General features: G+C 60.2%; 24 protein-coding genes, 2 tRNA genes and 1 pseudogene. 9 read left to right on the forward strand and 18 right to left on the reverse strand.

The genetic code is table 11. The features are described from left to right. Window positions 1–10: 10 nt before the first annotated feature. Both ACS4RR_RS23710 and ACS4RR_RS23715 read left to right on the forward strand, forming a co-directional pair. Window positions 11–1,456, forward strand: coding sequence for an HlyD family type I secretion periplasmic adaptor subunit (locus tag ACS4RR_RS23710; protein WP_456189482.1), 1,446 nt, complete (start codon window positions 11–13; stop codon window positions 1,454–1,456). 7 nt (window positions 1,457–1,463) lie between these two features. Then, window positions 1,464–1,727, forward strand: a pseudogene (locus tag ACS4RR_RS23715) (transposase); the annotation flags it as partial. Window positions 1,728–2,182: 455 nt separating this feature from the next. Here ACS4RR_RS23715 and ACS4RR_RS23720 read toward each other — a convergent pair. The 4 genes from ACS4RR_RS23720 to ACS4RR_RS23735 form a co-directional block, all read right to left on the reverse strand. Continuing rightward, window positions 2,183–2,641, reverse strand: coding sequence for a hypothetical protein (locus ACS4RR_RS23720; protein ID WP_456189483.1), 459 nt, complete (start codon window positions 2,639–2,641; stop codon window positions 2,183–2,185). A 194-nt stretch (window positions 2,642–2,835) separates the two neighbouring features. Next, window positions 2,836–3,213 carry a GIY-YIG nuclease family protein gene (locus ACS4RR_RS23725; protein ID WP_456189484.1) on the reverse strand — a complete coding sequence of 126 codons (378 nt, stop codon included), beginning with the start codon at window positions 3,211–3,213 and terminating at the stop codon, window positions 2,836–2,838. A 396-nt stretch (window positions 3,214–3,609) separates the two neighbouring features. Beyond that, window positions 3,610–4,350: a hypothetical protein gene (locus tag ACS4RR_RS23730; RefSeq protein ID WP_456189485.1), complete on the reverse strand. Its 741-nt coding sequence runs from the start codon at window positions 4,348–4,350 to the stop codon at window positions 3,610–3,612. A 12-nt stretch (window positions 4,351–4,362) separates the two neighbouring features. Further along, entirely contained in the window at window positions 4,363–4,707 is a 345-nt protein-coding gene (locus tag ACS4RR_RS23735; protein ID WP_456189486.1) for a hypothetical protein, read from the reverse strand. 133 nt (window positions 4,708–4,840) lie between these two features. On the opposite strand from ACS4RR_RS23735, the gene ACS4RR_RS23740 reads away from it, so the two are divergent. Beyond that, complete coding sequence (locus ACS4RR_RS23740; protein ID WP_456189487.1) at window positions 4,841–5,161, forward strand: hypothetical protein; 321 nt, start codon at window positions 4,841–4,843, stop codon at window positions 5,159–5,161. A 122-nt stretch (window positions 5,162–5,283) separates the two neighbouring features. Then, window positions 5,284–5,685 (forward strand): hypothetical protein, encoded by a 402-nt coding sequence (locus tag ACS4RR_RS23745; RefSeq protein ID WP_456189488.1) that lies wholly within the window; start codon window positions 5,284–5,286, stop codon window positions 5,683–5,685. A gap of 160 nt (window positions 5,686–5,845) precedes the next feature. Here the strand turns inward: ACS4RR_RS23745 and ACS4RR_RS23750 are convergent. The 10 genes from ACS4RR_RS23750 to ACS4RR_RS23795 all read right to left on the reverse strand — a co-directional run bounded on the left by ACS4RR_RS23750 (window position 5,846) and on the right by ACS4RR_RS23795 (window position 11,804). Then, window positions 5,846–5,921, reverse strand: a tRNA-Phe gene (locus ACS4RR_RS23750). A 179-nt stretch (window positions 5,922–6,100) separates the two neighbouring features. Continuing rightward, window positions 6,101–6,313 carry a DNA gyrase inhibitor YacG gene (yacG, locus tag ACS4RR_RS23755; protein ID WP_012755993.1) on the reverse strand — a complete coding sequence of 71 codons (213 nt, stop codon included), beginning with the start codon at window positions 6,311–6,313 and terminating at the stop codon, window positions 6,101–6,103. Window positions 6,314–6,338: 25 nt separating this feature from the next. Continuing rightward, window positions 6,339–6,959 (reverse strand): Maf-like protein, encoded by a 621-nt coding sequence (locus ACS4RR_RS23760; RefSeq protein ID WP_003556345.1) that lies wholly within the window; start codon window positions 6,957–6,959, stop codon window positions 6,339–6,341. 37 nt (window positions 6,960–6,996) lie between these two features. Next, window positions 6,997–7,215, reverse strand: a complete 219-nt coding sequence (gene infA / locus ACS4RR_RS23765; RefSeq protein ID WP_003545338.1) for a translation initiation factor IF-1 — start codon at window positions 7,213–7,215, stop codon at window positions 6,997–6,999. A gap of 123 nt (window positions 7,216–7,338) precedes the next feature. Continuing rightward, window positions 7,339–7,824 (reverse strand): arsenate-mycothiol transferase ArsC, encoded by a 486-nt coding sequence (locus ACS4RR_RS23770; protein WP_456189489.1) that lies wholly within the window; start codon window positions 7,822–7,824, stop codon window positions 7,339–7,341. After that, on the reverse strand, window positions 7,821–8,294 hold the full coding sequence (locus tag ACS4RR_RS23775; RefSeq protein WP_020048402.1) for a UPF0262 family protein: 474 nt from the start codon (window positions 8,292–8,294) through the stop codon (window positions 7,821–7,823). Before ACS4RR_RS23775 ends, ACS4RR_RS23770 begins: the two co-directional genes overlap by 4 nt. A 4-nt stretch (window positions 8,295–8,298) precedes the next feature. Further along, window positions 8,299–9,597, reverse strand: coding sequence for a histidinol dehydrogenase (gene hisD, locus ACS4RR_RS23780; RefSeq protein WP_456189490.1), 1,299 nt, complete (start codon window positions 9,595–9,597; stop codon window positions 8,299–8,301). A gap of 56 nt (window positions 9,598–9,653) precedes the next feature. After that, the gene (locus tag ACS4RR_RS23785) at window positions 9,654–10,085 is read right to left on the reverse strand and encodes a DUF2948 family protein (protein ID WP_456189491.1); all 432 of its coding nucleotides are present in this window, start codon (window positions 10,083–10,085) and stop codon (window positions 9,654–9,656) included. 124 nt (window positions 10,086–10,209) lie between these two features. Beyond that, window positions 10,210–11,502 carry a UDP-N-acetylglucosamine 1-carboxyvinyltransferase gene (gene murA / locus ACS4RR_RS23790; protein ID WP_456189492.1) on the reverse strand — a complete coding sequence of 431 codons (1,293 nt, stop codon included), beginning with the start codon at window positions 11,500–11,502 and terminating at the stop codon, window positions 10,210–10,212. A gap of 107 nt (window positions 11,503–11,609) precedes the next feature. Continuing rightward, entirely contained in the window at window positions 11,610–11,804 is a 195-nt protein-coding gene (locus ACS4RR_RS23795; RefSeq protein WP_456189493.1) for a hypothetical protein, read from the reverse strand. Window positions 11,805–11,957: 153 nt separating this feature from the next. Here ACS4RR_RS23795 and ACS4RR_RS23800 point away from each other — a divergent pair. The 3 genes from ACS4RR_RS23800 (at window position 11,958) to ACS4RR_RS23810 (ending at window position 14,378) form a co-directional block, all read left to right on the forward strand. Then, window positions 11,958–12,032, forward strand: a tRNA-Thr gene (locus tag ACS4RR_RS23800). Between the two features lie 297 nt (window positions 12,033–12,329). Continuing rightward, window positions 12,330–13,268 carry an IS110 family RNA-guided transposase gene (locus ACS4RR_RS23805; RefSeq protein ID WP_456189494.1) on the forward strand — a complete coding sequence of 313 codons (939 nt, stop codon included), beginning with the start codon at window positions 12,330–12,332 and terminating at the stop codon, window positions 13,266–13,268. 867 nt (window positions 13,269–14,135) lie between these two features. Continuing rightward, window positions 14,136–14,378: a DUF982 domain-containing protein gene (locus ACS4RR_RS23810; protein ID WP_162119242.1), complete on the forward strand. Its 243-nt coding sequence runs from the start codon at window positions 14,136–14,138 to the stop codon at window positions 14,376–14,378. Between the two features lie 237 nt (window positions 14,379–14,615). Here the strand turns inward: ACS4RR_RS23810 and ACS4RR_RS23815 are convergent, their stop codons facing one another. Then, window positions 14,616–14,876, reverse strand: coding sequence for a hypothetical protein (locus ACS4RR_RS23815; RefSeq protein WP_456189495.1), 261 nt, complete (start codon window positions 14,874–14,876; stop codon window positions 14,616–14,618). Between the two features lie 110 nt (window positions 14,877–14,986). Further along, complete coding sequence (locus tag ACS4RR_RS23820; RefSeq protein ID WP_456189496.1) at window positions 14,987–15,247, reverse strand: BON domain-containing protein; 261 nt, start codon at window positions 15,245–15,247, stop codon at window positions 14,987–14,989. Between the two features lie 160 nt (window positions 15,248–15,407). Here ACS4RR_RS23820 and ACS4RR_RS23825 point away from each other — a divergent pair, with 160 nt between their 5' ends. After that, the gene (locus ACS4RR_RS23825; RefSeq protein WP_260297748.1) at window positions 15,408–15,674 is read left to right on the forward strand and encodes a hypothetical protein; all 267 of its coding nucleotides are present in this window, start codon (window positions 15,408–15,410) and stop codon (window positions 15,672–15,674) included. A gap of 107 nt (window positions 15,675–15,781) precedes the next feature. Continuing rightward, window positions 15,782–17,839 carry an ATP-dependent helicase gene (locus ACS4RR_RS23830; protein WP_456189497.1) on the forward strand — a complete coding sequence of 686 codons (2,058 nt, stop codon included), beginning with the start codon at window positions 15,782–15,784 and terminating at the stop codon, window positions 17,837–17,839. Window positions 17,840–17,850: 11 nt separating this feature from the next. On the opposite strand, the gene ACS4RR_RS23835 is transcribed toward ACS4RR_RS23830, so the two are convergent. After that, window positions 17,851–18,903, reverse strand: coding sequence for an enoyl-CoA hydratase/isomerase family protein (locus ACS4RR_RS23835; protein ID WP_456189498.1), 1,053 nt, complete (start codon window positions 18,901–18,903; stop codon window positions 17,851–17,853). Between the two features lie 81 nt (window positions 18,904–18,984). Beyond that, window positions 18,985–20,946 (reverse strand): putative bifunctional diguanylate cyclase/phosphodiesterase, encoded by a 1,962-nt coding sequence (locus tag ACS4RR_RS23840; protein WP_456189499.1) that lies wholly within the window; start codon window positions 20,944–20,946, stop codon window positions 18,985–18,987. Window positions 20,947–21,038: the final 92 nt, after the last annotated feature.

Genomic DNA, 21,038 nt, shown 5'->3' on the forward strand with positions numbered 1-21,038 from the left:
AAATGCTGCCATGACCCTTGTTCAACTGGATGCAACGGCGCCGAAATTTTCAAATTCGTCAAGGACGGGTCGGCAGTTGGCTCAACGACCGACAGCGACAGCCAGGCAACAGACGGCCTATTTGCCGGTGATCGAGTCGAAACAGCGCGGACCCGCCGCCCCTTCGCCGATGCCGGGACTCAGAGGAGTTGTCTGGACGGGGAACCTGTTGATCCTGGTCTTCATCGTCGGATTGGGAATCTGGTCGGTCCTGGCGCCGCTGCAAAGCGCTGCGGTCGCATCGGGTGTTATCGAACCGGAGTCCAGCCGCAAGACCATTCAGCATCTGGAGGGCGGGATTGTCCGACGGATCCTCGTCAGGAACGGCGATACGGTGGTGGCCGGGCAAATCGTAATAGCACTCGACGATACGAAGTCTCGCTCGGAGCGCGACAGTATCCAGGGGCAGCTTTGGGACGCCGAAGGAAGCCGCGCCCGCCTGCTTGCCGAGCAGACGGGCGGCGACCATGTCGCCTATCCCGAGGATCTCAGGGCAGCGATGGACAAATATCCTTCGGTCAGCGCGATTCTGATCGGGCAACAGAAAATCTTCGAGGCCCGCCGCCGGGTCATGCAGGCGGAAATTCAGATTGGCAATGAAAAAATCGCGCAGGTGCGGCAGGAAATCGTCGGGCTTGGCGCGCAGAAGGCGGCACTGGCCGACAGAGCCGCAATCTCGCAGGAAGAACTGGATCAGGTTACGGTCCTCGCCGCCAAGGGACTGGAACGAAGGAGCAGGCTTCTCAACCTCGAGCGCGAAAAAGCAGACCTTGACGGCCAGCAGGGCCAGGTCGAGGCACAGATCTCTCGCGCCTACCAGGTGATCAGCGAGTCGCAGGCCGATCTCGCAAAGCTTGAGAGCGACCGGTTGAGCGAAGTCGCCCAAGGCATGCGCGATACGGAAAGCCGGATCATGCAACTGCGCGAGCGCCTGCGGGCGATCGACGACCAACTTTCAAGGACCGATATCCGGGCTCCCGAAGATGGGACAATCATGAACCTGCGCATCCACACATCAGGTGGCGTGATCGGCGCGGGCGAACCGCTCGTCGATCTTCTGCCCCGCTCCGATCGCCTGATCGTGTCTGCCCATGTCAGACCGGAGGACATCAATCTTGTCCATGTGGGGCTGGAGGCACAGGTGCACCTTCTTCCATACAATCAGCGGCGCGTTCCCCTCCTGAAAGGACGGGTGGAGTATGTGTCAGCCGACCGCCTCATCGATCCGCAGAGCGGCCAACCCTACTTTGCCGCGACGATCCGTGTCACGGACGAGCGGTTGGCGAAAATGAAAGATGTCGAGTTGGTCGCCGGCATGCCCGCACAGACACTGATCGAAACCGGCAAAAGCAGCGTAGCGCTCTATGCTGTCAGACCACTCCTCGACAGTTTCAACAGAGCATTTCGTGAGGACTGAGACCGTGATGGGCAAACGAAAATTCGACGACGACCAGATTACCGGTATTCTGAAGGAACACCAAGCCGGGGTGACGGTGGCAGATGTTTGCCACAAGCACGGTATCAGCGAGCCGACCTTCTATCGGTGGCAATCCCTGCAGTTCGGAAATGTCGGTCTCCATGCCAAAAGGTTGAGAGCGCTGGAGGAAGAGAACCAGAAGCTCAAGAAGCTTTTGGCCGAATCCATGCTCTCGGCGGCAACACTGAGCGAGATGCTGGCGAAGACATTGAAAGGGCGACACTAACCTCAAACAGAGGGGGTGTTGGCCGGCTTCATGGGGATCGCCGACTGATCCGGGCCGCAGACCTTGCGGCCATAGCTGACCGGCAGGCCGCGTCAGCGCATGATAACGATAAGGACCGGCACTCGCGCCGGCCGGCTTCATCACGCGCCGCGCGCGAGGCCGAGAAGCCCTCCAAATTCGAGAGGGCAGGTTACGTCTCCCAATCAAAAAGGAAATGAACCCCCGTCAAGCTGCGTGGCGCAACCGAGAGCCCGTTAAGCAGGCCCTTCAGTTGCCCTGCAGGCAGCTGTTTGCCACTGCGAAGATTGTAGGTTCCACCAGCGTCTAGCCGCTCGGAGATTGAGAGTAGTAGGTGCCAAACAAGGTAGCACTTGGCCTGTGTAACCTGCACAGCATGGTAAGCGTCAAAGCCGCCTGAGGAGTCCAGGTGCTGCTGAACGTCACGCTTTTGTGCCGAGACAATCGAACCAAGCATAGGGTCGATTGAATGAAGCATGGGAATGTAGGTAGCAGACTGTGCAAAGGGTGTCGGCGGTTTTGGAAAGTTGTAAGGAAACCTGAATTTGGGCGTCGCGAAATTCGTCTGCCACGATAGAACATGCGACGATCGCGCTCTGCTTCCGTCGCGCATTTTCGGCGGTCTGCGCTTGCTCAGATGAGAGTTTGGCAGCAAGCAGAACAAAGGTGCCTGCGGCTACCGCAGCGAGACCGCCAAGCAACGTTTGGTACGGTGCAATCCACTTGAGGAGCAAGATCCAGCGAAGACCCGCCCAATACTGGCTAACGCATACGCCGCTAAAAAAGACGCCGCAGGCGCTTTCGTAGTGCCAGGCGATGAATGCCGTTAGCACCCAAATCGCGACCGCGATTGGAGCCCAACGCCTGAATCTATCGATCATATGATTCCCCCAAAGCAGGAGCCGCAGGATACCGACATCCTATAAAGATCCAAGGCGTACCCTCTAGGGGTACCACCGATCTTTCCCCGGCCACGTCAGCGTACCAGCTGCGGCACCATAAAATCGCGGTGCCGCAAGGGGGTGCTGCATGCATGCTGTGTGTAAAAAATTAGAGGTGCCGCAGCGCAGGGCGGTCAGCCGCGGCCGGCCAGCAATCCAGCGAGAGTTTGATTGCGTTTTTCAATATGCGCCGCGCCAAGGCCGAGCAAGCCACCAAAAACGGCTGCACTGCTCTGACGATTGAGCGGAGCGTTGTGCCCATTCCGCAAGTCGGTTTCTATTGCGGAACGCTCGCGCTCCGATCCAGCCGAAAAATGCTGATGGAGCTCGTTTCCGGCGAGGGCAATTGCCTCTTTCAGCTTGCCGCCAAGATGCTCGCTCATGCGCCGGCCAGTGTCAGAAGTTTGCCCGATATAAAGTGGATGGGCGCGACCATCAAAGTCTCGACGAACCATCACATAGACAGACGGAAGGCGAAGATGCTCAACGATCAATGGCTGAACCGTGGTCATCCACCATCTCCCGGACGCACCTTGCCATTGATGGTATCGGGTTTCGTCCATCTTCGGCTGAGGTGGCTGCATTGGAAGTCCGAAAATGCCAGTGCTCATATCAAACTCCGAGGTTCGAATCAGCCTCCCCGGACATGATGGTGACAGAACATTAGACAAACGCAATGGAGTGCGTTTTTCTTGGCCGCCGGCACAAGATCTAGTGCGCCGCCCTGTTTAGGAACCGCAATCAATATCGCTCACCTTTGACGCGGCGATGAAGGCGCGACGCACCTCTTCTGGCGAGGCAACCTCGTTCATCGCGTCCAGGACCAGCATCTCGGCGGCTCGGCGCCGGCGCACGCTCCGTTATTGGAAATTAAGACCCCCGCATGACGCACTTCGCATTTTTGCCTGTTAGAACATAACTTGCGAATTCATGGATGAATGAGTGACCTCAAAATCAAATCCGTATTTGGCGATAAGGGGTTGTAGTAGATCGCTAAACCAATGCGAAGCACTTGGCGAGACAAAGACCTTCTGCACCAGCCGCTTGACGTCAACCGGGACTGCCACGCCGTGCTCTATTGGTGACTGCTCTCGGGTCGGCCAATGGACGACAACCGCCCGCAGCTCGCATTCGTGGCTGAAGCTGGTTCGTTTATGAACAAGGGGCGACAAGAGGTTGTTAGCGTCGATTACATGTCTTTGATAATCAATGTAATTCACCTTACCAATGTACACTTCCTCTTCCGAGGAAATAGAGTCACGGAGGCGGGCATACGTTGATTGTACCGCAATACCGTCGCCTGCCTGGACATACAGTTTCCACATTGCCGCCGATCTGTACTCATTCATGTGCCAGCAGTTAACCGCACACCAAGTCCGAAATTTCCTGGTAAGATCCGACTGCTGCGAAACGAGTGTCTTCCAACCCGCTATGCCCTCAGGCGGAAGCTCTGGCGGCACGATCATGTTTCGCGCGATTACGTTTGTCACTGGCCACGATCCTTCAAATGGGTCTTCGAACTTGTCAGCCCGCGTGAAGAACAGTGTTTTATTCTCCAGAAGAGAGATAAATTTTGCTAAATCCATGTAACGCCAGATTTTTAAATTCTCATCTTGCGGGGCAACAAAAGTAGGGTGCTCTTTAAACATATTATCCTGGCCCTATCGGCGTAACATTGCAGAGCGGCTCACTCGGACGCGAATCTGGATTTGTTCGAATTCCTCCTGCCGCCCAAGCCAAGCCGAAATCAAACGAGCCTTATCCATCTTCTTATTGACCACAATTGCCTTAGCCAAGCACCGCGGAATGCGCGGGAAATTGTGACCGCATTCTAAAGAAATGGCGCATAGCTCCATGTAGCGAAATTTCTTGGCCATAACTTCTGGGTCGGGCGGCGCCTTCTTCCGCTTCTCAGTTTTTCCGCGCTCAAACCCACTCCAGTGGGGCTCGTGGGCTCCGCTGTCTCGGAGTCGCAACACTCCTCGCTCATGATCAATTTTGGTCATTGTGGCGCCCACTCCGTTGTCCGAAGTTTACCAAGGCACTGATCGCTGTCTAGTGATGCTGGAACATCGCCGAGAAATTTGATGGCTGATCGATGCCCCACATCACCAATTTGGGGCGCGCCTTCGGGTTGCTATGAAGCGCGTTGACAATTTTACGACGGCAAGCTTTACAGGGCGAAAGACCCGCTCCTCGGTGTCAACGTTTCCGTTCAATCACGCGATCCCGAATTGTGCAATCTTGGTGGCGCAAGAGAGCTACTATGACGGCGCTACCAGCGCGGCAGATCTGGCCGCGCAAGCGAGTGTGGTCAACGGCACGACTGTCTTCGCCGGCGAGAACGTCGACTCCATTGGATCCGGAGGCCGATACGACAACACGCACTTGAACGAGACTGGAGCTGACCAGCGCGCCATGCTGGCCGTAGCGGCGCTTATCGCTGCCCTGGCGGCTTGAGCGGGCGGGCTTGGCCCGCCTTTTCCCGGGAGCCGGGCACACTTGGCGCGCTCATAGTTTCCTATCGTGGATCAGCCAGCTTCAAGTCTCTGAAGACGCGAACAAAGCCTGACTACGAGAAAGTGCTGGAGTATCTGCGGCCGCTGGCGCCGTCGCCATTGGCTGAACTGACGCAAGGCTGGATCCCGCGGCTTCGAGACAAAACCTTCGAGAAGCGGAAACGGAAGTTCGCGAACTACGTACTCACCGTCCTTAGCATCCTTTTTGAGCATGGCATCGAGCAGGAGCTCATGTCGACGAATCCGGTTTCCAAGATGAAGCGCGGTCGCAAGCCGACCGATGCGCCGGAGGCCAATCGCCCTTGGATGGACTTTGAACGTGATGCAGTAGCGGCCCACCCTACCGGCCCACATGGCGCTGCCAGTGGCGCTCATGATGTACTGCGGCCTGGATGCAAGACCAATCGCCGAGATGCTCGGGCAGAAGACCGAGACCATGGCCAAGCATTATTCTCGCCGAGCTGACAGATCCAAGAAGATGGCCGAGACAGTCAGTGATTTCGAGGCCGAGGTGAACAGACGAAAAACGAAAAGCGTCTAGAAGACAAAAAAATACTATCTAGACGCAGTTTGGGGGCCATCAAAAGAAGGAGCTAAAATTCGGGAAAAACCAAATAGTTGGAAGTGGTGCCCAGGACCGGAATCGAACCAGTGACACGCGGATTTTCAATCCGCTGCTCTACCAACTGAGCTACCTGGGCTAACCTGCTTCCGATGGTCCCTTTCAGAAAAGGAACCGCGGGGCCTTGGTTCACCCCGGAAGCGAGCGGGGTTATAGCATCTTGTTCGTCCATGGCAAGCGTCAAATGACTCTTTTTTGACGGTCTTGCCGGCTTTGCGGATTCATGAGGAAAAATAAGAGCTTCGCGGGCGGAATTCTCTAGTTTTCCTCATCCGGATAGTCGGCCTTCGTCTCGTCGTCGGCAACCGGAATGGCATAGGCGCCGGTCAGCCAGCGGGAGAGGTCGGCCTCGCGGCAGCGGTTGGAGCAGAAGGGGTAATGTTCGCGATGGGAGGGTTTGCCGCATTCGGGGCAAGGGCGCGTCTTGCGCAGCGGTTCGACCTTGGCGGCCGCTTTCTTGTCTTCAGGCATATCGGTTCATCCTAAGCCGTCGGGCTCAGCCCTCGGGCCACCGGCTATGCACATCGAAGCCTTCGCCGGTCAAAAGCAGAATGGTTTCATAAAGCGGCAGGCCGACGACATTGGTGTAGGAGCCCACCATCTTCTGCACGAAGGTGCCGGCAAGGCCCTGGATGCCGTAGGCGCCTGCCTTGCCGCGCCACTGGCCGGAGGCCAGGTAGTTCTCGATCTCGAAGCCGGAGAGACGCTTGAAGCGCACCTTGGTCTCGACGATCTTCTGGCGGATCTTGCGATCCGGCGTCACCAGGCAAACGCCGGTGTAGACCATATGGTTGCGTCCCGACAAAAGATGCAGCGAGTTCAACGCCTCATCGGCGAACTCAGCCTTGCCGAGGATGCGCCGTCCAACGGCGACCACCGTATCGGCAGACAGGATATAGCTGCCCTTCCAGGTGATATCGCCCTTGATGGCGGCAAGGGCGGCTTCCGCCTTCTCAGCCGAAAGCCTGCGGGCGAGCGAACGCGGATGCTCCGACTTCTTCGGCGCCTCGTCGATATCCATCGGCATCAGGCGCGAGGGCTCGATGCCGGCCTGGTTGAGCAGGTCGACGCGACGGGGCGAGCCCGAGGCCAGAATGAGCTTGTATTTCAGCGCCATGGAACCTCGACCATCGGCAGACGGGAGTGGGGCAAGCTTATTTGAAACGGTAGGTGATACGGCCCTTGGTCAGATCGTAGGGCGTCATTTCCACAAGCACCTTGTCGCCGGCGAGAACGCGGATGCGGTTCTTGCGCATGCGGCCCGCGGTGTGGGCGATGATCTCGTGTTCGTTTTCGAGCTTCACGCGGAACGTCGCATTCGGCAGAAGTTCGGTGACGATTCCCGGGAATTCGAGGACTTCTTCTTTAGGCATATAAGTGTTTTCTTCCTGTGAGTTGAATAGGCAGCGCAGCGCGCGCCTTTGAAATTTGGGCGGAAACTACACAATCAACGAAGGTTTGTGAACCTTGTTGAACGGCCTTTCCTTTATTTGTTTTCATGCCGATTGCGCGGCAATGCCATTTCGCTTGAGTAGCCGGCTTTCGATGAGGCCGGCCAGGTGATCGCGGACCTCGCGATAACTCTCCAGTATCTGCTCGCGCGTTCCGATTGCAACCGTTGGATCCATGGTCGGCCAGTAGATGACATCGACAGCACTCGACCGCGTCAGCTCGAGTGCTGCGTGATGGGCCTGCGGTGACAGCGTGATGATCAGATCGAAATAATCGTCTTCGAGCTCTTCCAGCGTCTGCGGCTGGCGGCGCCCGAGGGAAAGCCCGATCTCCTCGAGCACGGCATCCACGAAGGGATCGCGCTCGCCGGCGCGAACGCCAGCAGATCTGATGTAGGTATTGGCCGGCAGAATGCTACGGGCGATCGCTTCGGCTATCGGCGAGCGGATGGCATTCATACCGCACATGAAGAGGATGGCGCCTGGCCGCTTTCCCTCTTCGACGTCGACGGCGCGCTCCATCGCCGTCATCCGCGCCAGTAGAGCACGCAGACCAGCGTGAAAAGGCGCCGGGCGGTATCGAAATCGACCTCTATCTTGCCGGCCAACCTATCCTTCAGCGTCTGCGAGCCCTCATTGTGGATGCCGCGCCGGCCCATGTCGATCGCCTCGATGCGGCTCGGCGTCGAGGAACGGATCGCTTCGTAATAGCTCTCGCAGATCATGAAGTAATCCTTGACGATCCGCCGGAAGGGCGTGAGCGACAGTATATGGGTGGCGACGCCGCCACCCTCTTCGGTGGTGATGGCGAATACCAGTTTCGAATCGACCAGGGAGATGTTCAGCCGGTAAGGTCCGCCGACATGGCCGAGCGGCTCGAACCTGTTCTCCTCGATCAGATCGAAGATGGCGACGGCGCGTTCATGCTCGACATCGGGCGTCGAACGGCCGATCGTATCGTCAAGGACGACGTCGCAAAGCCGGAAATCGCCCTTCGCCATGCCCTCACCTTTCGAGGTTAAGGCGGATCGCGACCGATCGCGCATGGGCATCAAGGCCTTCGGAAACGGCAAGGGCGATCGCCGCCGGGCCGAGGGTGCGGAGCTGCTGCGGGCCGAGACGCAGGATCGAGGTGCGCTTGATGAAATCAAGCACCGAAAGGCCGGATGAAAAGCGCGCCGAACGCGCCGTCGGCAGCACATGGTTCGAACCGCCGACATAATCGCCGATGACTTCAGGCGTATGGGCGCCGATGAAGATCGCGCCGGCATTGCGGATGCCGTCGAGCAGCCGGTCCGGATCGACGACCGCGAGCTCCAGATGCTCGGCAGCGATGCGGTTTGCCAAGGAAATGGCCTGTTTCAGATCAGCAACGAGGATGACCGCGCCGAAATCGCGCCAGCTCGCTGCCGCCGTCTCGGCGCGGCTCAGCGTCTTCAGCTGACGTTCGACCGCCTGCTCCACCGCCTTTCCGAATGCAGCATCGTCGGTGATCAGGATCGCCTGGGAACTGACGTCGTGCTCGGCCTGCGCCAAGAGGTCGGCTGCGATCCAATCCGGATTGTTGTCCTTGTCTGCAATCACCAACACTTCGGAGGGGCCGGCGATCATATCGATGCCGACGGTGCCGAAGACATGGCGCTTGGCCGCGGCGACATAGGCATTGCCGGGACCGGTGATCTTGGCGACCGGGGCGATCGTCTCGGTGCCGTAGGCAAGAGCCGCGATCGCCTGGGCGCCGCCGACACGGTAAATCTCCGTGACGCCGACAAGCTTGGCGGCGGCAAGCACCGCCGGGTTGACGGCGCCGCCGGTGGCGGGAACGGCGATAACGATGCGATCGACGCCGGCGACCTTGGCCGGCACGGCGTTCATCAGCACCGAGCTTGGATAGCTCGCGGTGCCGCCCGGAACATAGAGCCCAACCGCTTCGATCGCCGTCCAGCGCGAGCCGAGACCGACGCCCATATCGTCCTCGTAGATATCGTCCTTCGGCAGCTGCCGGCGATGATGGGATTCGATGCGCAGTGCTGCGAGTTTCAGCGCCCCCAGCACTTCCGAAGGCACCGCCTCGATCGCCGCGTCGATCTCCTCTGATGTGACGCGCATCGGGACGGTGGCGTAATCGATGCCGTCGAATTTCAGCGAATATTCGGCCAGCGCGACATCGCCGCGGGCTCTGATATCATCGATGATAGCGCGAACGACGATGTTCACATCCTCGGAGACTTCACGCTTCGTCGTCAGAAAGCCGGCAAAATGCTGCTCGAAACCTTCCGATGCCTGATCCAGCCAGATTGCCAAGGCCGATATTCCTTCTCAACTCGAAACTGCGATGTTCAAACTCATGGCGTCAGGCATTAGCGGTGGCGAGGCTTGGCGACAGCCGCCCAGGCGCCGCCGATATCGGCCATCTGGACCTCGATGCATTCGACATCGAGCGCAATCGACGCCGTGCCCGACAGCGCCAGCTCGACCGTACCATCAGGCCCCTCGCCCTTCTTTTCGAAGCGCAGCGCCAGCAGCGACAGCACCTCGTCACGTTTGCCGCGATCGATGCCGAGCGAACGGACGGCAAGCACGCGCTTGAAGACCAGGGCAGCGCGGCGGCGCTCGAAACCCCTGCGCTTGCGCTCGGCACCTTCCCAGACGAAACGATTGACGGCAAGCGCGAACTGCGCGTCGCGCGGCGACCAGTCGATGTCGCCGACCTTGAAGACGCTGTCCTGCATATGCGCGGACATGATCGCAAGGTCTTCGTCATCGAGCGCAACAAGCTTCAGATCAGTCATTCAGGCTCAATCCCACTGCCGGCCGGTGCCGGGCACCGCCGGAATGGCGATGCGTCAGACAAGGGAAATAAGGCGCTGCGGCCAATTACGCAACCAGGATAAAGGGCGCCTTAGCACCCTCTCCTCATTCGCTGATGCGCTCGACGATGGCACCGCAGCGGGTCAGCTTTTCCTCGAGCCGCTCGAAACCGCGGTCGAGGTGATAGACGCGGGAGACCGTGGTTTCGCCCTCGGCGGCAAGGCCGGCGATGACGAGCGAAACGGAGGCGCGCAGATCGGTCGCCATAACAGGCGCGCCGCGCAGGCGTTGGACACCCTCGATCTTCGCCGTCTGGCCGGACAGCGAGATCCTGGCGCCGAGGCGGGCAAGCTCCTGCACATGCATGAAACGGTTTTCGAAGATGGTCTCGGTGACATGCGAGACGCCGGAAGAACGGGTCATCAGCGCCATGAACTGCGCCTGCAGATCTGTGGGGAAACCCGGGAAAGGATCGGTGACGATATCGACCGGTCTGATGCCGGCGCCGTTGCGCTTGATGCGCATGCCGTTGTTGGTCGACGAGATTTCCGCACCGGCGCGGCGCAGCGTTTCAAGCGCGGTTTCGAGCAGCGCCATGTCGGTATTTTCGAGCACGACGTCGCCGCCTGCCATGGCGACAGCCATGGCATAGGTGCCGGTCTCGATACGATCCGGCAGGACACGGTGGCGGGCGCCGGAGAGCGAGGTGACGCCTTCGATGGTGATCGTCGCGGTACCCGCGCCCGATATCTTGGCGCCCATGGCGTTCAGGCAGTTGGCGAGATCGACGACCTCAGGCTCGCGGGCGGCATTGCCGATGACAGTCGTGCCGCGGGCAAGCGTTGCCGCCATCATCACCACATGGGTGGCGCCGACGGAGACCTTCGGGAAGGTGTAGCGTGCGCCGATCAGGCCGCCGGCAGGCGCCTTGGCGTTGATATAACCGGCATCGATCTCCATGGTCGCGCCGAGCGCCGTCAGGCCCTCGATGAAGAGATCGACGGGGCGCGTGCCGATGGCACAGCCGCCCGGCAGCGACACGCGGCAATGGCCTTCGCGCGCCAGCAGTGGGCCGATGACCCAGAAGGAGGCGCGCATCTTCGAGACCAGTTCATAGGATGCGGTGGTATCGACGATGGTGCGGCAGGTGAAATGGATCGTGCGCGAATAAGAATCTTCCTGGCGCTCGCGGCGGCCGTTGACGGCAACGTCGACGCCGTGATTTCCGAGGATGCGCATCAAGAGTTCGACATCGGCCAGATGCGGCACGTTTTCGAGCGTCAGCGTATCGCTGGTTAAAAGCGAGGCGATCATCAGCGGCAGTGCAGCATTCTTGGCGCCGGAAATCGGAATGATGCCATTCAGCTCATTACCGCCGACAATTCTGATACGATCCATGTGCGCTTACGGGCAGCGCCCGCCTTTCCTGAAAGTTCTGCCTTGAAATAAGGAGTGAGGTGTTTAGGGGATTTATCGACACGCTTCAATTCGCGACGGACGGAACATTACGATTTGTCCATTTTTGCGGCGGGCAGCCCATTTGTTTCGTCGGCTTGGCCGGAACGGCGGGCGCGCACCTGTTGTTTGCGTCGCCCCAGATTTTCCCTGAGCTTTTCGGCGGCGCGCTCGCGGCGCAGTTTCGCCTGCGCTTCGATCGCCTCTTTGCGGCTCTGCTGGCCGGTTTCGGTCTTTTCGTTCATGCGACAGGATTAGCCGAATTCGCGCCAATCCAAAAGGCCCTTTGCCTCAATCCATACGAAGTTGGAATTTGCGGCTTGCGCTGGCCGCCAAGCTGTGGCAATAGCCCCCCGTTCTCGCGATTGAGCCACCCGGCTCGCACGAGTACTGGTCCTGCTGCCGTAGCTCAGTGGTAGAGCACACCCTTGGTAAGGGTGAGGTCGGTGGTTCAATCCCACTCGGCAGCACCAGTTTTCTCTCAAGTATCGGACATTATTTCTCGCACGCGCGGCTAGACAAGCAGGAAGCCGTGTGCTGCCGTAACAATGTGGACTGGGCGCAAGACCGGCCCCTTGTATCTGCATGTTAGATTTTATGTGCGATGGAAGCGATTGAGCCTCTGGCTGGGTGGCCACCCAGCCAGAGGCGTGACGAAGTCGCCCGTTTCCCCCTCCGGTTACAACCGTGGATGAGCCTGGGATCTTCGTCATCGTCACGTACGACCGAATAGTCGCTTGGCTTCAACCGCACGCACAAGGCAGGTTACCGTGAACAGAGTTATATGTGGAGTGGATGTTTCGAAGGACTGGCTGGATGCGTTTATCCGCCCGTCCGGGGTTTTTGAGCGTTTCAGCAACGATGCGGCCGGCATCGGCGCGCTGGCTGCGCTCTGCCGGGAGCAGGGTGTCGAGCTCGTCGTCATGGAGGCGTCGGGCGGCTACGAGCGTTCGGCCTTCCTGCTGTTGTGGGAGTTGGGGATCGCCTGCGCGCTTGCCAATCCGCGCCATGTGCGCCGCTTTGCCGAGGCCATGGGCTTTCTGGAAAAGACCGACCGGATCGATGCGGCGATGATCGCCGATTATGCCGAGGCCAGGCGGCTGTCTGCCCTGCCGCCGCCGAAAGCCGCGCAGCTGCGGCTGTCGGCGCTGATGACGCGGCTGTCTCAGGTCACCAGCGATCTGACCGTCCAGAGGCAGCGCCGCAGTGCTGCCCGCGATCAGCAGAGTGTGGCAAGCCTCGACGAAGTGATCGCGCTTCTGGTGCGCCAGAGCCGCACCCTTGAGGGCGAGATTGCCTCGATGATCGACGACGATCCGCTCTGGGCCTGCCTCAACCAAGCCTTTCGCTCGATCAAGGGGGTGGCGGACCGTACCGTTGCCCGGCTGATGGCCGAATTGCCCGAAATCGGCCGAATCTCCAACAAGGCGATCGTCAAACTGGCCGGCCTGGCGCCGATTGCCAACGATAGCGGCAAACGCAGCGGACCCCGGCCGGTGCGCGGCGGGCGCTCCGGACCGCGTGGCATCCTGTTCCTGGTCGCCGCCACCGCGGCCAGGTACGATCCGCATTTGGCTGCCTTCAGGCAAAGGTTGCAGAGCGCTGGCAAGCCAAAAATGGTTATCCGCATTGCGCTCGCCCGAAAACTGCTGGTCATTCTCAATGCAAAAGCACGGGATGCGCGAAGAGAATTCGAATGCGCAACTTGACAACCCAGATAGTCGCTCATCCGGCTGCCGCCACCTTCTCCCCGCTTGCGGGGCGAAGGGGATATGCCGCGACCTCTCCGTTCCCCACTCACCTCTCGCAGGGCACGTCCCCTCGCCCCGTTTTTACGGGGGTCGAAGGACGGGTCGAGACGAGTGGCTCGACCCTGGTAGAGGGTTAGGGTGAGGGGCTGCCATCGGCATGAATTGGACAGCATTGCAGTACAATCGGGAATGTCGTTGACTTCCAGATAATAAGGTAGGAACGGGGATAACTGCCACTGTTGGATCAGTTCGCCTGTTACCACCACCTCTTCACCTGGGATTGGCGGATGGGGCAGGGCATTAACCCCATCAAAAATGCCCTCGACATACCATCGATCAACGCTCTCTGATAGAATATAGGCGGCGATATCTATCGTCTCCCCCTTCCCCAGCCGCTCAAGGTTGGTACGCAAATATTCACGCTGCATTCTAGGGATAACCTCGCTGGAAATACGCGCCAGCAAGGCGTCTTCAGCAGATATCTCCGCGCCGCCGGCAACGGCCGGCATTGCCAGCGCCCCGCAAACAAAAGCAGCCCGAATTCCTTTTCGATTCCAAACCACGTTGAACCTCTCATGTCCGCGAGCATGGTAGCGGCGGTGTGGCGCTGGCGCCATACAACTTATTTGCGACTGTTTAAAAAGCTGCTCATGACTCCCGGGCGTCCGCGACCTCTTCCGCGATCGACACTTCGCCTCATCAGCATCAAACGATTCACCATTGTTGACCGCAAAAATCCCGCTAGAATGCGTATTATGGCGGCGTGTCCCTAAGGATAGGGAAGCGTTGCACTTCGTTTCTGTCGAAAATCGTGGAGGAGTGTCGATGGCAACTGAAAGATGGAACAGCCCGGTCAAGGTTGGTTTCGAAGATGCCGATGCGCGAACGGTTAATGGGCCGTTCGATGCGCTGAAGTGCCTGGCGGATCTCTGGCCGAGTGTGCGCGGGCTTCATTACATCAAGGCCCGCAGTGCCTGCCGGGCGGCGCTCGACGGGCGCAAGAGCGTGGAAGAAGCAAGAGCCGAGTTCCTGGCGGCCGCCGAAGAAGCGAAGCTGAAGCTGCATTAGCACTTCAGCAAGGAAATTCGGGCGATTTTCGCCTTCTGGCGCGCAAGCGTGCCGGAACGGGACAATGCTTTAATTTTGGTTTAACCCTGCAACAAGTGCGTGCCGGGTTTTGGTGCAAAGGGCGTTGCGCCCGGTACAGGTGTATTCATAGAAGATGCCCAGCCATCATGATGATGGTTAGAGGCTCGTCACCTCTGCGGGAACGCAGGCGAGCCTCGTCTGAGCAAAGCGGACGCCTCAGCAGTTCGCGCCGCCCTCACCCTCCACTTCGATATAACTGACACCGATGATCGTGCCATCCGATGCGCGGATGAAGGACGGCAAATACCGAGGCTCTGCCGGCGTGCAGGCGATGGCCCCGGTATATTCGTTGAGGGCGATCTGGTCCTTCGGCAAAGCGGAATAATTTGTGCCGGTTTCCAGCGAGGCGTAGGCGGAGCCGACAAAGACACTGCCTGAAATCAAGGTGGTTGCCCAAAGGCGAAGAAGCAACGACATGAGGGTCTCCAGCGTTTAGATCCGGCATTTCAACACGCGGGAGAGCACTTGGTTCCCCTTATGCATCGCAAGGACAGGTGAGCAGAGGGCCGGGGCACCATCTTACGATTTCAGCGTCGCAGCAGGCGGCTGCGCACATAGCCTCGGCCGACGACGCTCTCGGCAATCTCGATCGCCCGCTCGACATCACCCCGCCGGCGTATGAAACCTTCCAGGATTACATATGAGCCCGACATGTCGACGATGATTTCCGCCACTTCGATATCGTCGACGGCATGAAGGGCGCTCTCCACCGAGGCGCGTGTCGCCGCGTCGCTGTGACCCTGACGGCCGGATTCCTCATGGTTCGTGAATGCTGCAAAGCCGAGCACAGTGGCCTCTCCTGATGTCAGTTGATATCCGTTAACGCCTCGGCAAAGCATTTCGTTGCGGTGCGCTGGGTTGTTTCCCGTGGACCCTGGCATGGACGATCCTTGGCGAAAGGCGCCGCGGCTTCCATATCTGGCTGCAGTCGAATGAGGGATGATGACAATGAAAGCGCTTCTGCCCGCCTTGTTTGCCGGGGCATTGCTTGCCGGCTGCTCCTCGGCCGATAGGCCGGCGCTGGAACCCATTCCGGGCAGCATCACCTATGGCGGCAAACCGCGAACGAAGCTCACCAAATCGCCGGTCGGCAGCGTCGTCTACAACCAGTTTTACAACGGAACGGGCCAGCGCGTTGAGGAAACCTATATCCTTCAGCCCGACCGCAGCCTGAAGCTGGTGCGGCGCGAGATCGGCCCGGATTTTCCCGACTGAGATGTTGCTCGCGCGCCAGATCGCTTGACAGGGACGGCAATCGCGAACATTCAAGGAACATCTAATCTTTCCCCAGTGATTCTGCGGGAGCCCGACCGGACGGCTGGATGTATCTCGAAAAGCTCAATCCGCAGCAGCGCATGGCCGTCGAGCACGGCACGCTCATCGACGGCAGCCATATTGCCGGGCCGCTGCTGGTCATTGCCGGCGCCGGCTCTGGCAAGACGAATACCTTGGCGCATCGGGTCGCCCACCTGATCGTCAAGGGCGCCGATCCCCGCCGCATCCTGCTGATGACCTTCTCGCGCCGAGCAGCCGCCGAGATGGCGCGGCGCGTCGAGCGCATCTGCCGCGATGTGCTTGGTGCAAATGCCGGCGTCATGGCGGACGCGCTTTCCTGGTCCGGCACCTTCCACGGCATCGGCGCGCGGCTGTTGCGCGATTATGCCGAGCAGATTGGCCTCGATCCGGATTTCACCATCCACGACCGCGAAGACAGTGCCGATCTGATGAACCTGATCCGGCACGACCTCGGCTTCTCGAAGACGGAAAGCCGTTTTCCCACAAAGGGCACCTGTCTTGCCATCTATTCCAGGGCGGTGAATTCGGAAACCGCGCTCGACCTCGTGCTGCGCGACGTCTTTCCCTGGTGCGCGGCGTGGGAGAAACAGCTGCGCGAGCTATTCGCCTGTTATGTCGAGGCCAAGCAGAGCCAGAACGTGCTCGATTACGACGATCTGCTACTCTACTGGGCGCAGATGGTCGGCGAGGCTGTCATTGCCGAGGATATCGGCAGCCGCTTCGACCATGTGCTGGTCGACGAATATCAGGATACCAACCGGCTGCAGGCCTCGATCCTGCTGGCGCTGAAGCCCCAAGGCCAGGGACTGACCGTCGTTGGCGACGATGCGCAGTCGATCTATTCCTTCCGTGCGGCGACGGTGCGCAATATCCTCGATTTTCCCGCCGCCTTCAGCCCGATCGCCAATATCGTCACGCTCGATCGCAACTACCGCTCGACGCAGCCAATCCTCGCCGCCGCCAACGCCGTCATCGATCTCGCCTCGGAGCGCTTCACCAAGAATCTCTGGACCGAGCGGCAATCATCCGAGCGGCCGCGCCTGGTCACTGTGCGCGACGAGGCTGAGCAGGCGCGCTACATCACCGACATGGTGCTCGACAATCGCGAGGAAGGCCTCAGGCTCAAGCAGCAAGCCGTGCTCTTTCGCGCCTCGCATCACAGCGGGCCGCTGGAGGTCGAGCTGACCCGGCGCAACATTCCCTTCGTCAAGTTCGGCGGGCTGAAGTTTCTCGACAGCGCGCATGTGAAGGACATGCTGGCCGCCCTTCGCTTCGCGCAGAACCCGCGCGACCGGGTGGCGGGCTTCCGGCTGATGCAGATCCTGCCGGGCGTCGGCCCGTCGACGGCGCAGAAGACGCTCGACCTGATGGCCGAGGATGCCAGTCCGATTTCTGCTCTTGCTGCCATGCCGGCGCCGCCACGCTCCGGCGAGGACTGGACAATGTTCGTTTCGATGCTGCAGGAGCTGAAGACTGGCAAGGCCGGCTGGCCGGCGGAAATCGGCCTGGCGCGGCAATGGTACGCGCCGCATCTTGAACGGCTGCACGAGGACGCAGCGACGCGGCAGGCCGATCTGCTGCAGCTCGAACAGATCGCCGGCGGTTATGCCTCGCGCGAGCGTTTCCTGACCGAACTCACCCTCGATCCGCCGGATGCGACCAGCGACCAGGCGGGCGTGCCGCTTCTCGACGAGGACTACCTCATCCTTTCCACCATCCATTCCGCCAAGGGCCAGGAATGGACGAAGGTATTCATGCTGAACGTCGTCGACGGCTGCATACCGAGCGATCTCGCCGTCGGCACCACTGCCGAAATCGAGGAGGAACGCCGGCTGCTCTATGTCGCGATGACACGCGCCCGGGATGGCCTTGATCTCGTCGTGCCGCAACGCTTCTTCACCTACGGGCAGAACTCGCAGGGCGACCGGCACGTCTATGCCTCACGCAGCCGCTTCATTCCCGCGACCCTGCTGCAGTTCTTCGAGGCCTGCAGCTGGCCGCAGGGGAAATCGGAGGCCGCTCAAGCGCAGGCGCGACAGGTGCGCATCGATGTCGGCGCCCGCATGCGCGGCATGTGGCGATAGTCAGATAGAGTTCAGAGTGAAAGCGGCGGCTCGGCCGGTTTCAGGAAATGCTCGACCGTTTGGGGCCCCACAGCCTCGACAGTTGCCGGCGACCATTGCGGATTGCGGTCCTTGTCGATGACGGCGGCGCGGATACCCTCGAAGAAATCGGGATTATCCAGCATCTGCAGACAGGCGCCGAGTTCACGGCCGAGGCATTCGGCCAGCGAGGCGCTGCGGCGGCCGGCTCTCAGCAGCCGCAAAGCGAGCTTCAGGCTGGTCGGTGAACGCGTCAGCAGCACCCGGCGCGTCTCGGCGGCGAATTCGCCCTCCTCCGCGGCAAGCGCTGCCAGGATCTCCTCGACGCTGTCGAACCGAAATGCGCGATCGATCATCGCCGCGTGCTGCTTGAGCCGCCCTTCGCCCTGAGGTTCAGAAAGCGCCTGCAGCACGGCATCGACATCGCCGGATGAGCTGGCGCGCGGCAGGCCCGAGAGAGCGTCGACCACCTCGCCGAGCCGCGACGAAGCGATCTGGAGGTCGGCAAGCCCAGCGTGGATCGCATCGGCAGCACCAATATCGAGCCCGGTCAGGCCGAGCCATGTTCCGGCTTCACCGGGCGCGCGTGGCAGTAGCCAGGTGGCGCCGACATCCGGGACATAGCCGATGCCGGTTTCGGGCATGGCCAGCCGCGTGCGCTCGGTGACGATGCGGTGGCGGCCGTGCGACGACAGGCCGACGCCGCCGCCCATGGTGATGCCGTCCATCAGCGCGACATAGGGTTTGGGGTAGGAGGCAATCAGATGGTTGAGGCGGAATTCCTCACGCCAGAAGGTACCTGCGAGGCCATCGCCGGCGCGGGCGCTCTCATGCAGGGCGCGGACATCGCCGCCGGCACAGAAGCCGCGTTCACCCTCTCCCGTCGCCACGACGCCTGCCACCTCGGGGTCATCGGCAAAATCGTGAAGGGCCGCAGTGATCGCACCGATCATCGGCAGCGTCAGGCTGTTCAGCGCCCGCGGCCGATTGAGGCGGATGACGCCCGCAGTCCCTCGCCGTTCAATGATGACTTCGCCGTCTTGCATGGTTCACCTCATTGTTACGGCTATGAATAGACGACGACGTAGCTTCGCTCCAGTCGATTTAAGACCGGTCGGGAGATTGGTTCAGGCAGACAGTGAATTGCGGGCGGAGGCTTCAGCCTCGCACCGGGCGGCGTAATCGATGGCAAGTTCGAGCGGCAGCGGTCGCGAGAAATGATAGCCCTGCGCCAGACGAACGCCCATCGCCTTCAATCCCTCGGCGATCTCTTCGCTTTCGACGCCTTCGGCGACGGAGGCAATGCCGAGATTCTGGCAGAGATTGGCGACCGAGCGCGTGATGTTCATACAGCGGGCGTCGCGATCGAAATTCATCACGAAGGACTTGTCGATCTTCAGCTTGTCGAAGGCGAGACGATGAATATGGCTGAGGCTCGAATAGCCGGTGCCGAAATCATCAAGCGCGATCGAGATGCCGGCAGCGCGCAGCATTGATATCACCTGGTCGGCGGTGTCGAAATCGGAGAGCAATGCGGTCTCGGTAATCTCGAATTCGATGCGCCTGGGATCGATACCGGAGCGGGTGATCATGGCAAGCAGCGCCATCGACGTTTCGTGGTCGCAGATATCGCGCGCCGAGAGATTGAAGGACAGCCTGAGATGCCGTGGAATGATCGCCAGCGCTTCGAGCGCCTTGGCGAAGAGGATGCGTGTCATGCGGCCGATGACCGCCGTGCGCTCGGCAGCGGGGATGAAGGCGTCTGGGCTGATACGGCCGAAGCGGGCGCTGTCCCAGCGGGCAAGCGCCTCGTAAGCGACGACGCGGCCGCTCTTCAATTCGACGATCGGCTGATAGTCGAGTTTCAATTCCTTGGCGAAGTCGTTCGCCTGCAGTTCGAGTTCGATCAGGTGGCGCTGCGTCAGGATCTTCTCGTGCTCGGCCGAGAAGAATTCGACGCCGCTGCTGCGCTTGCTCTTGACCTGATAGAGGGCGAAATCCGCCTTCTCGTAGAGATCCTCGGCGGTATATGTGCCGATATCGGGATAGACGATGCCGCAGGAGCCGAAGACGCGGACTGAGCCGTCGGGGATTTCGAAAGGGTCGCGGACGGCAGCACAGAGCGCCTGGCCGAGATCGGCGATCGCCTGGCGTGTCATCGAGCAGGGGAAGATGATCCCGAACTCATCGCCGCCGAGACGGGAGACGATGCCCTCTTCGCCGACCAGCGCGACGAAGCGGCGGGCCGTCTCCTTGAGCACGAGGTCGCCAGCGGCATGGCCGAAGACGTCGTTGACGGGCTTGAAGCCATCGAGATCGAGAATGCCGAGGACGGGCAGCGAGGATGGATCTTTCTGCAGCCGTTTTTCCAGCGACAGAAAGAAGCTGCGGCGGTTGGCAAGGCCGGTCAGCTGGTCATGCAGGGCGTTGCGGCTATTGACGAGGTTCAGTTCCTCGGCCTCTGCCTGCTTCTGCTTCAGTTCCTCGGTCAATTGCACGAGACCGACGAAATTCTGGAAATAGCTGTTGATCACCCTGAGGAAGGGCAGGATCAGGAAGAGTCCGCTGACGGCGGTCGCGACGAAAACGGGATTGCCCGAGAACATGAAGGTCGCAATCATGGCCGAGAAGGTGATGACGGTGGTCAGCGCCGCCGCCATCGGCAGGTGCATCAGGCAAAAGATGCAGGAGATGCCCGTCACGACGAGGAAATAGGCGATCTGCCCCTGCTGGGAAGCATCGCCATATTGGTAAAGCGCGATCGCCCAGCCGCCGAAAGCAACAGCCAGCATGCCGGCCCCCGATATCGTCACCTTCATCAGCCTGTAGGCCCGCTCGGCTGTCACATCTTCCTTGCCCCGGATCTCCCACCAGCAGAGACGGAAGACGCAGACGACGCTCAAGACCACTGGAATGTAGAGCGAGAGCCAAAGGGGTGCGGATTTGAGGTGGGTGATCGCCACCGCAAGGGCGTTGATGATCAGCAGAACATAGAGAATGGGGATCTGCGACGACAAGGCCCGGAACTGCGCCGTCAGGAGCGTCGGATTGTCTTTTTGCAGCTGCAATGAGGCCAGAAAGTTCTTCATCTTCTCCTTTCCGTCGGCCAGAGCCAGCCAGAGAAAGCTTGATTTTTCCTTATTCACGTCACGGCATGTGGTCCCCGCAGGCGCGGGGATGG

It is taken from the genome of Rhizobium zaerense (assembly GCF_051810725.1).
Taxonomy (GTDB): Bacteria; Pseudomonadota; Alphaproteobacteria; order Rhizobiales; family Rhizobiaceae; genus Rhizobium; species Rhizobium leguminosarum_I.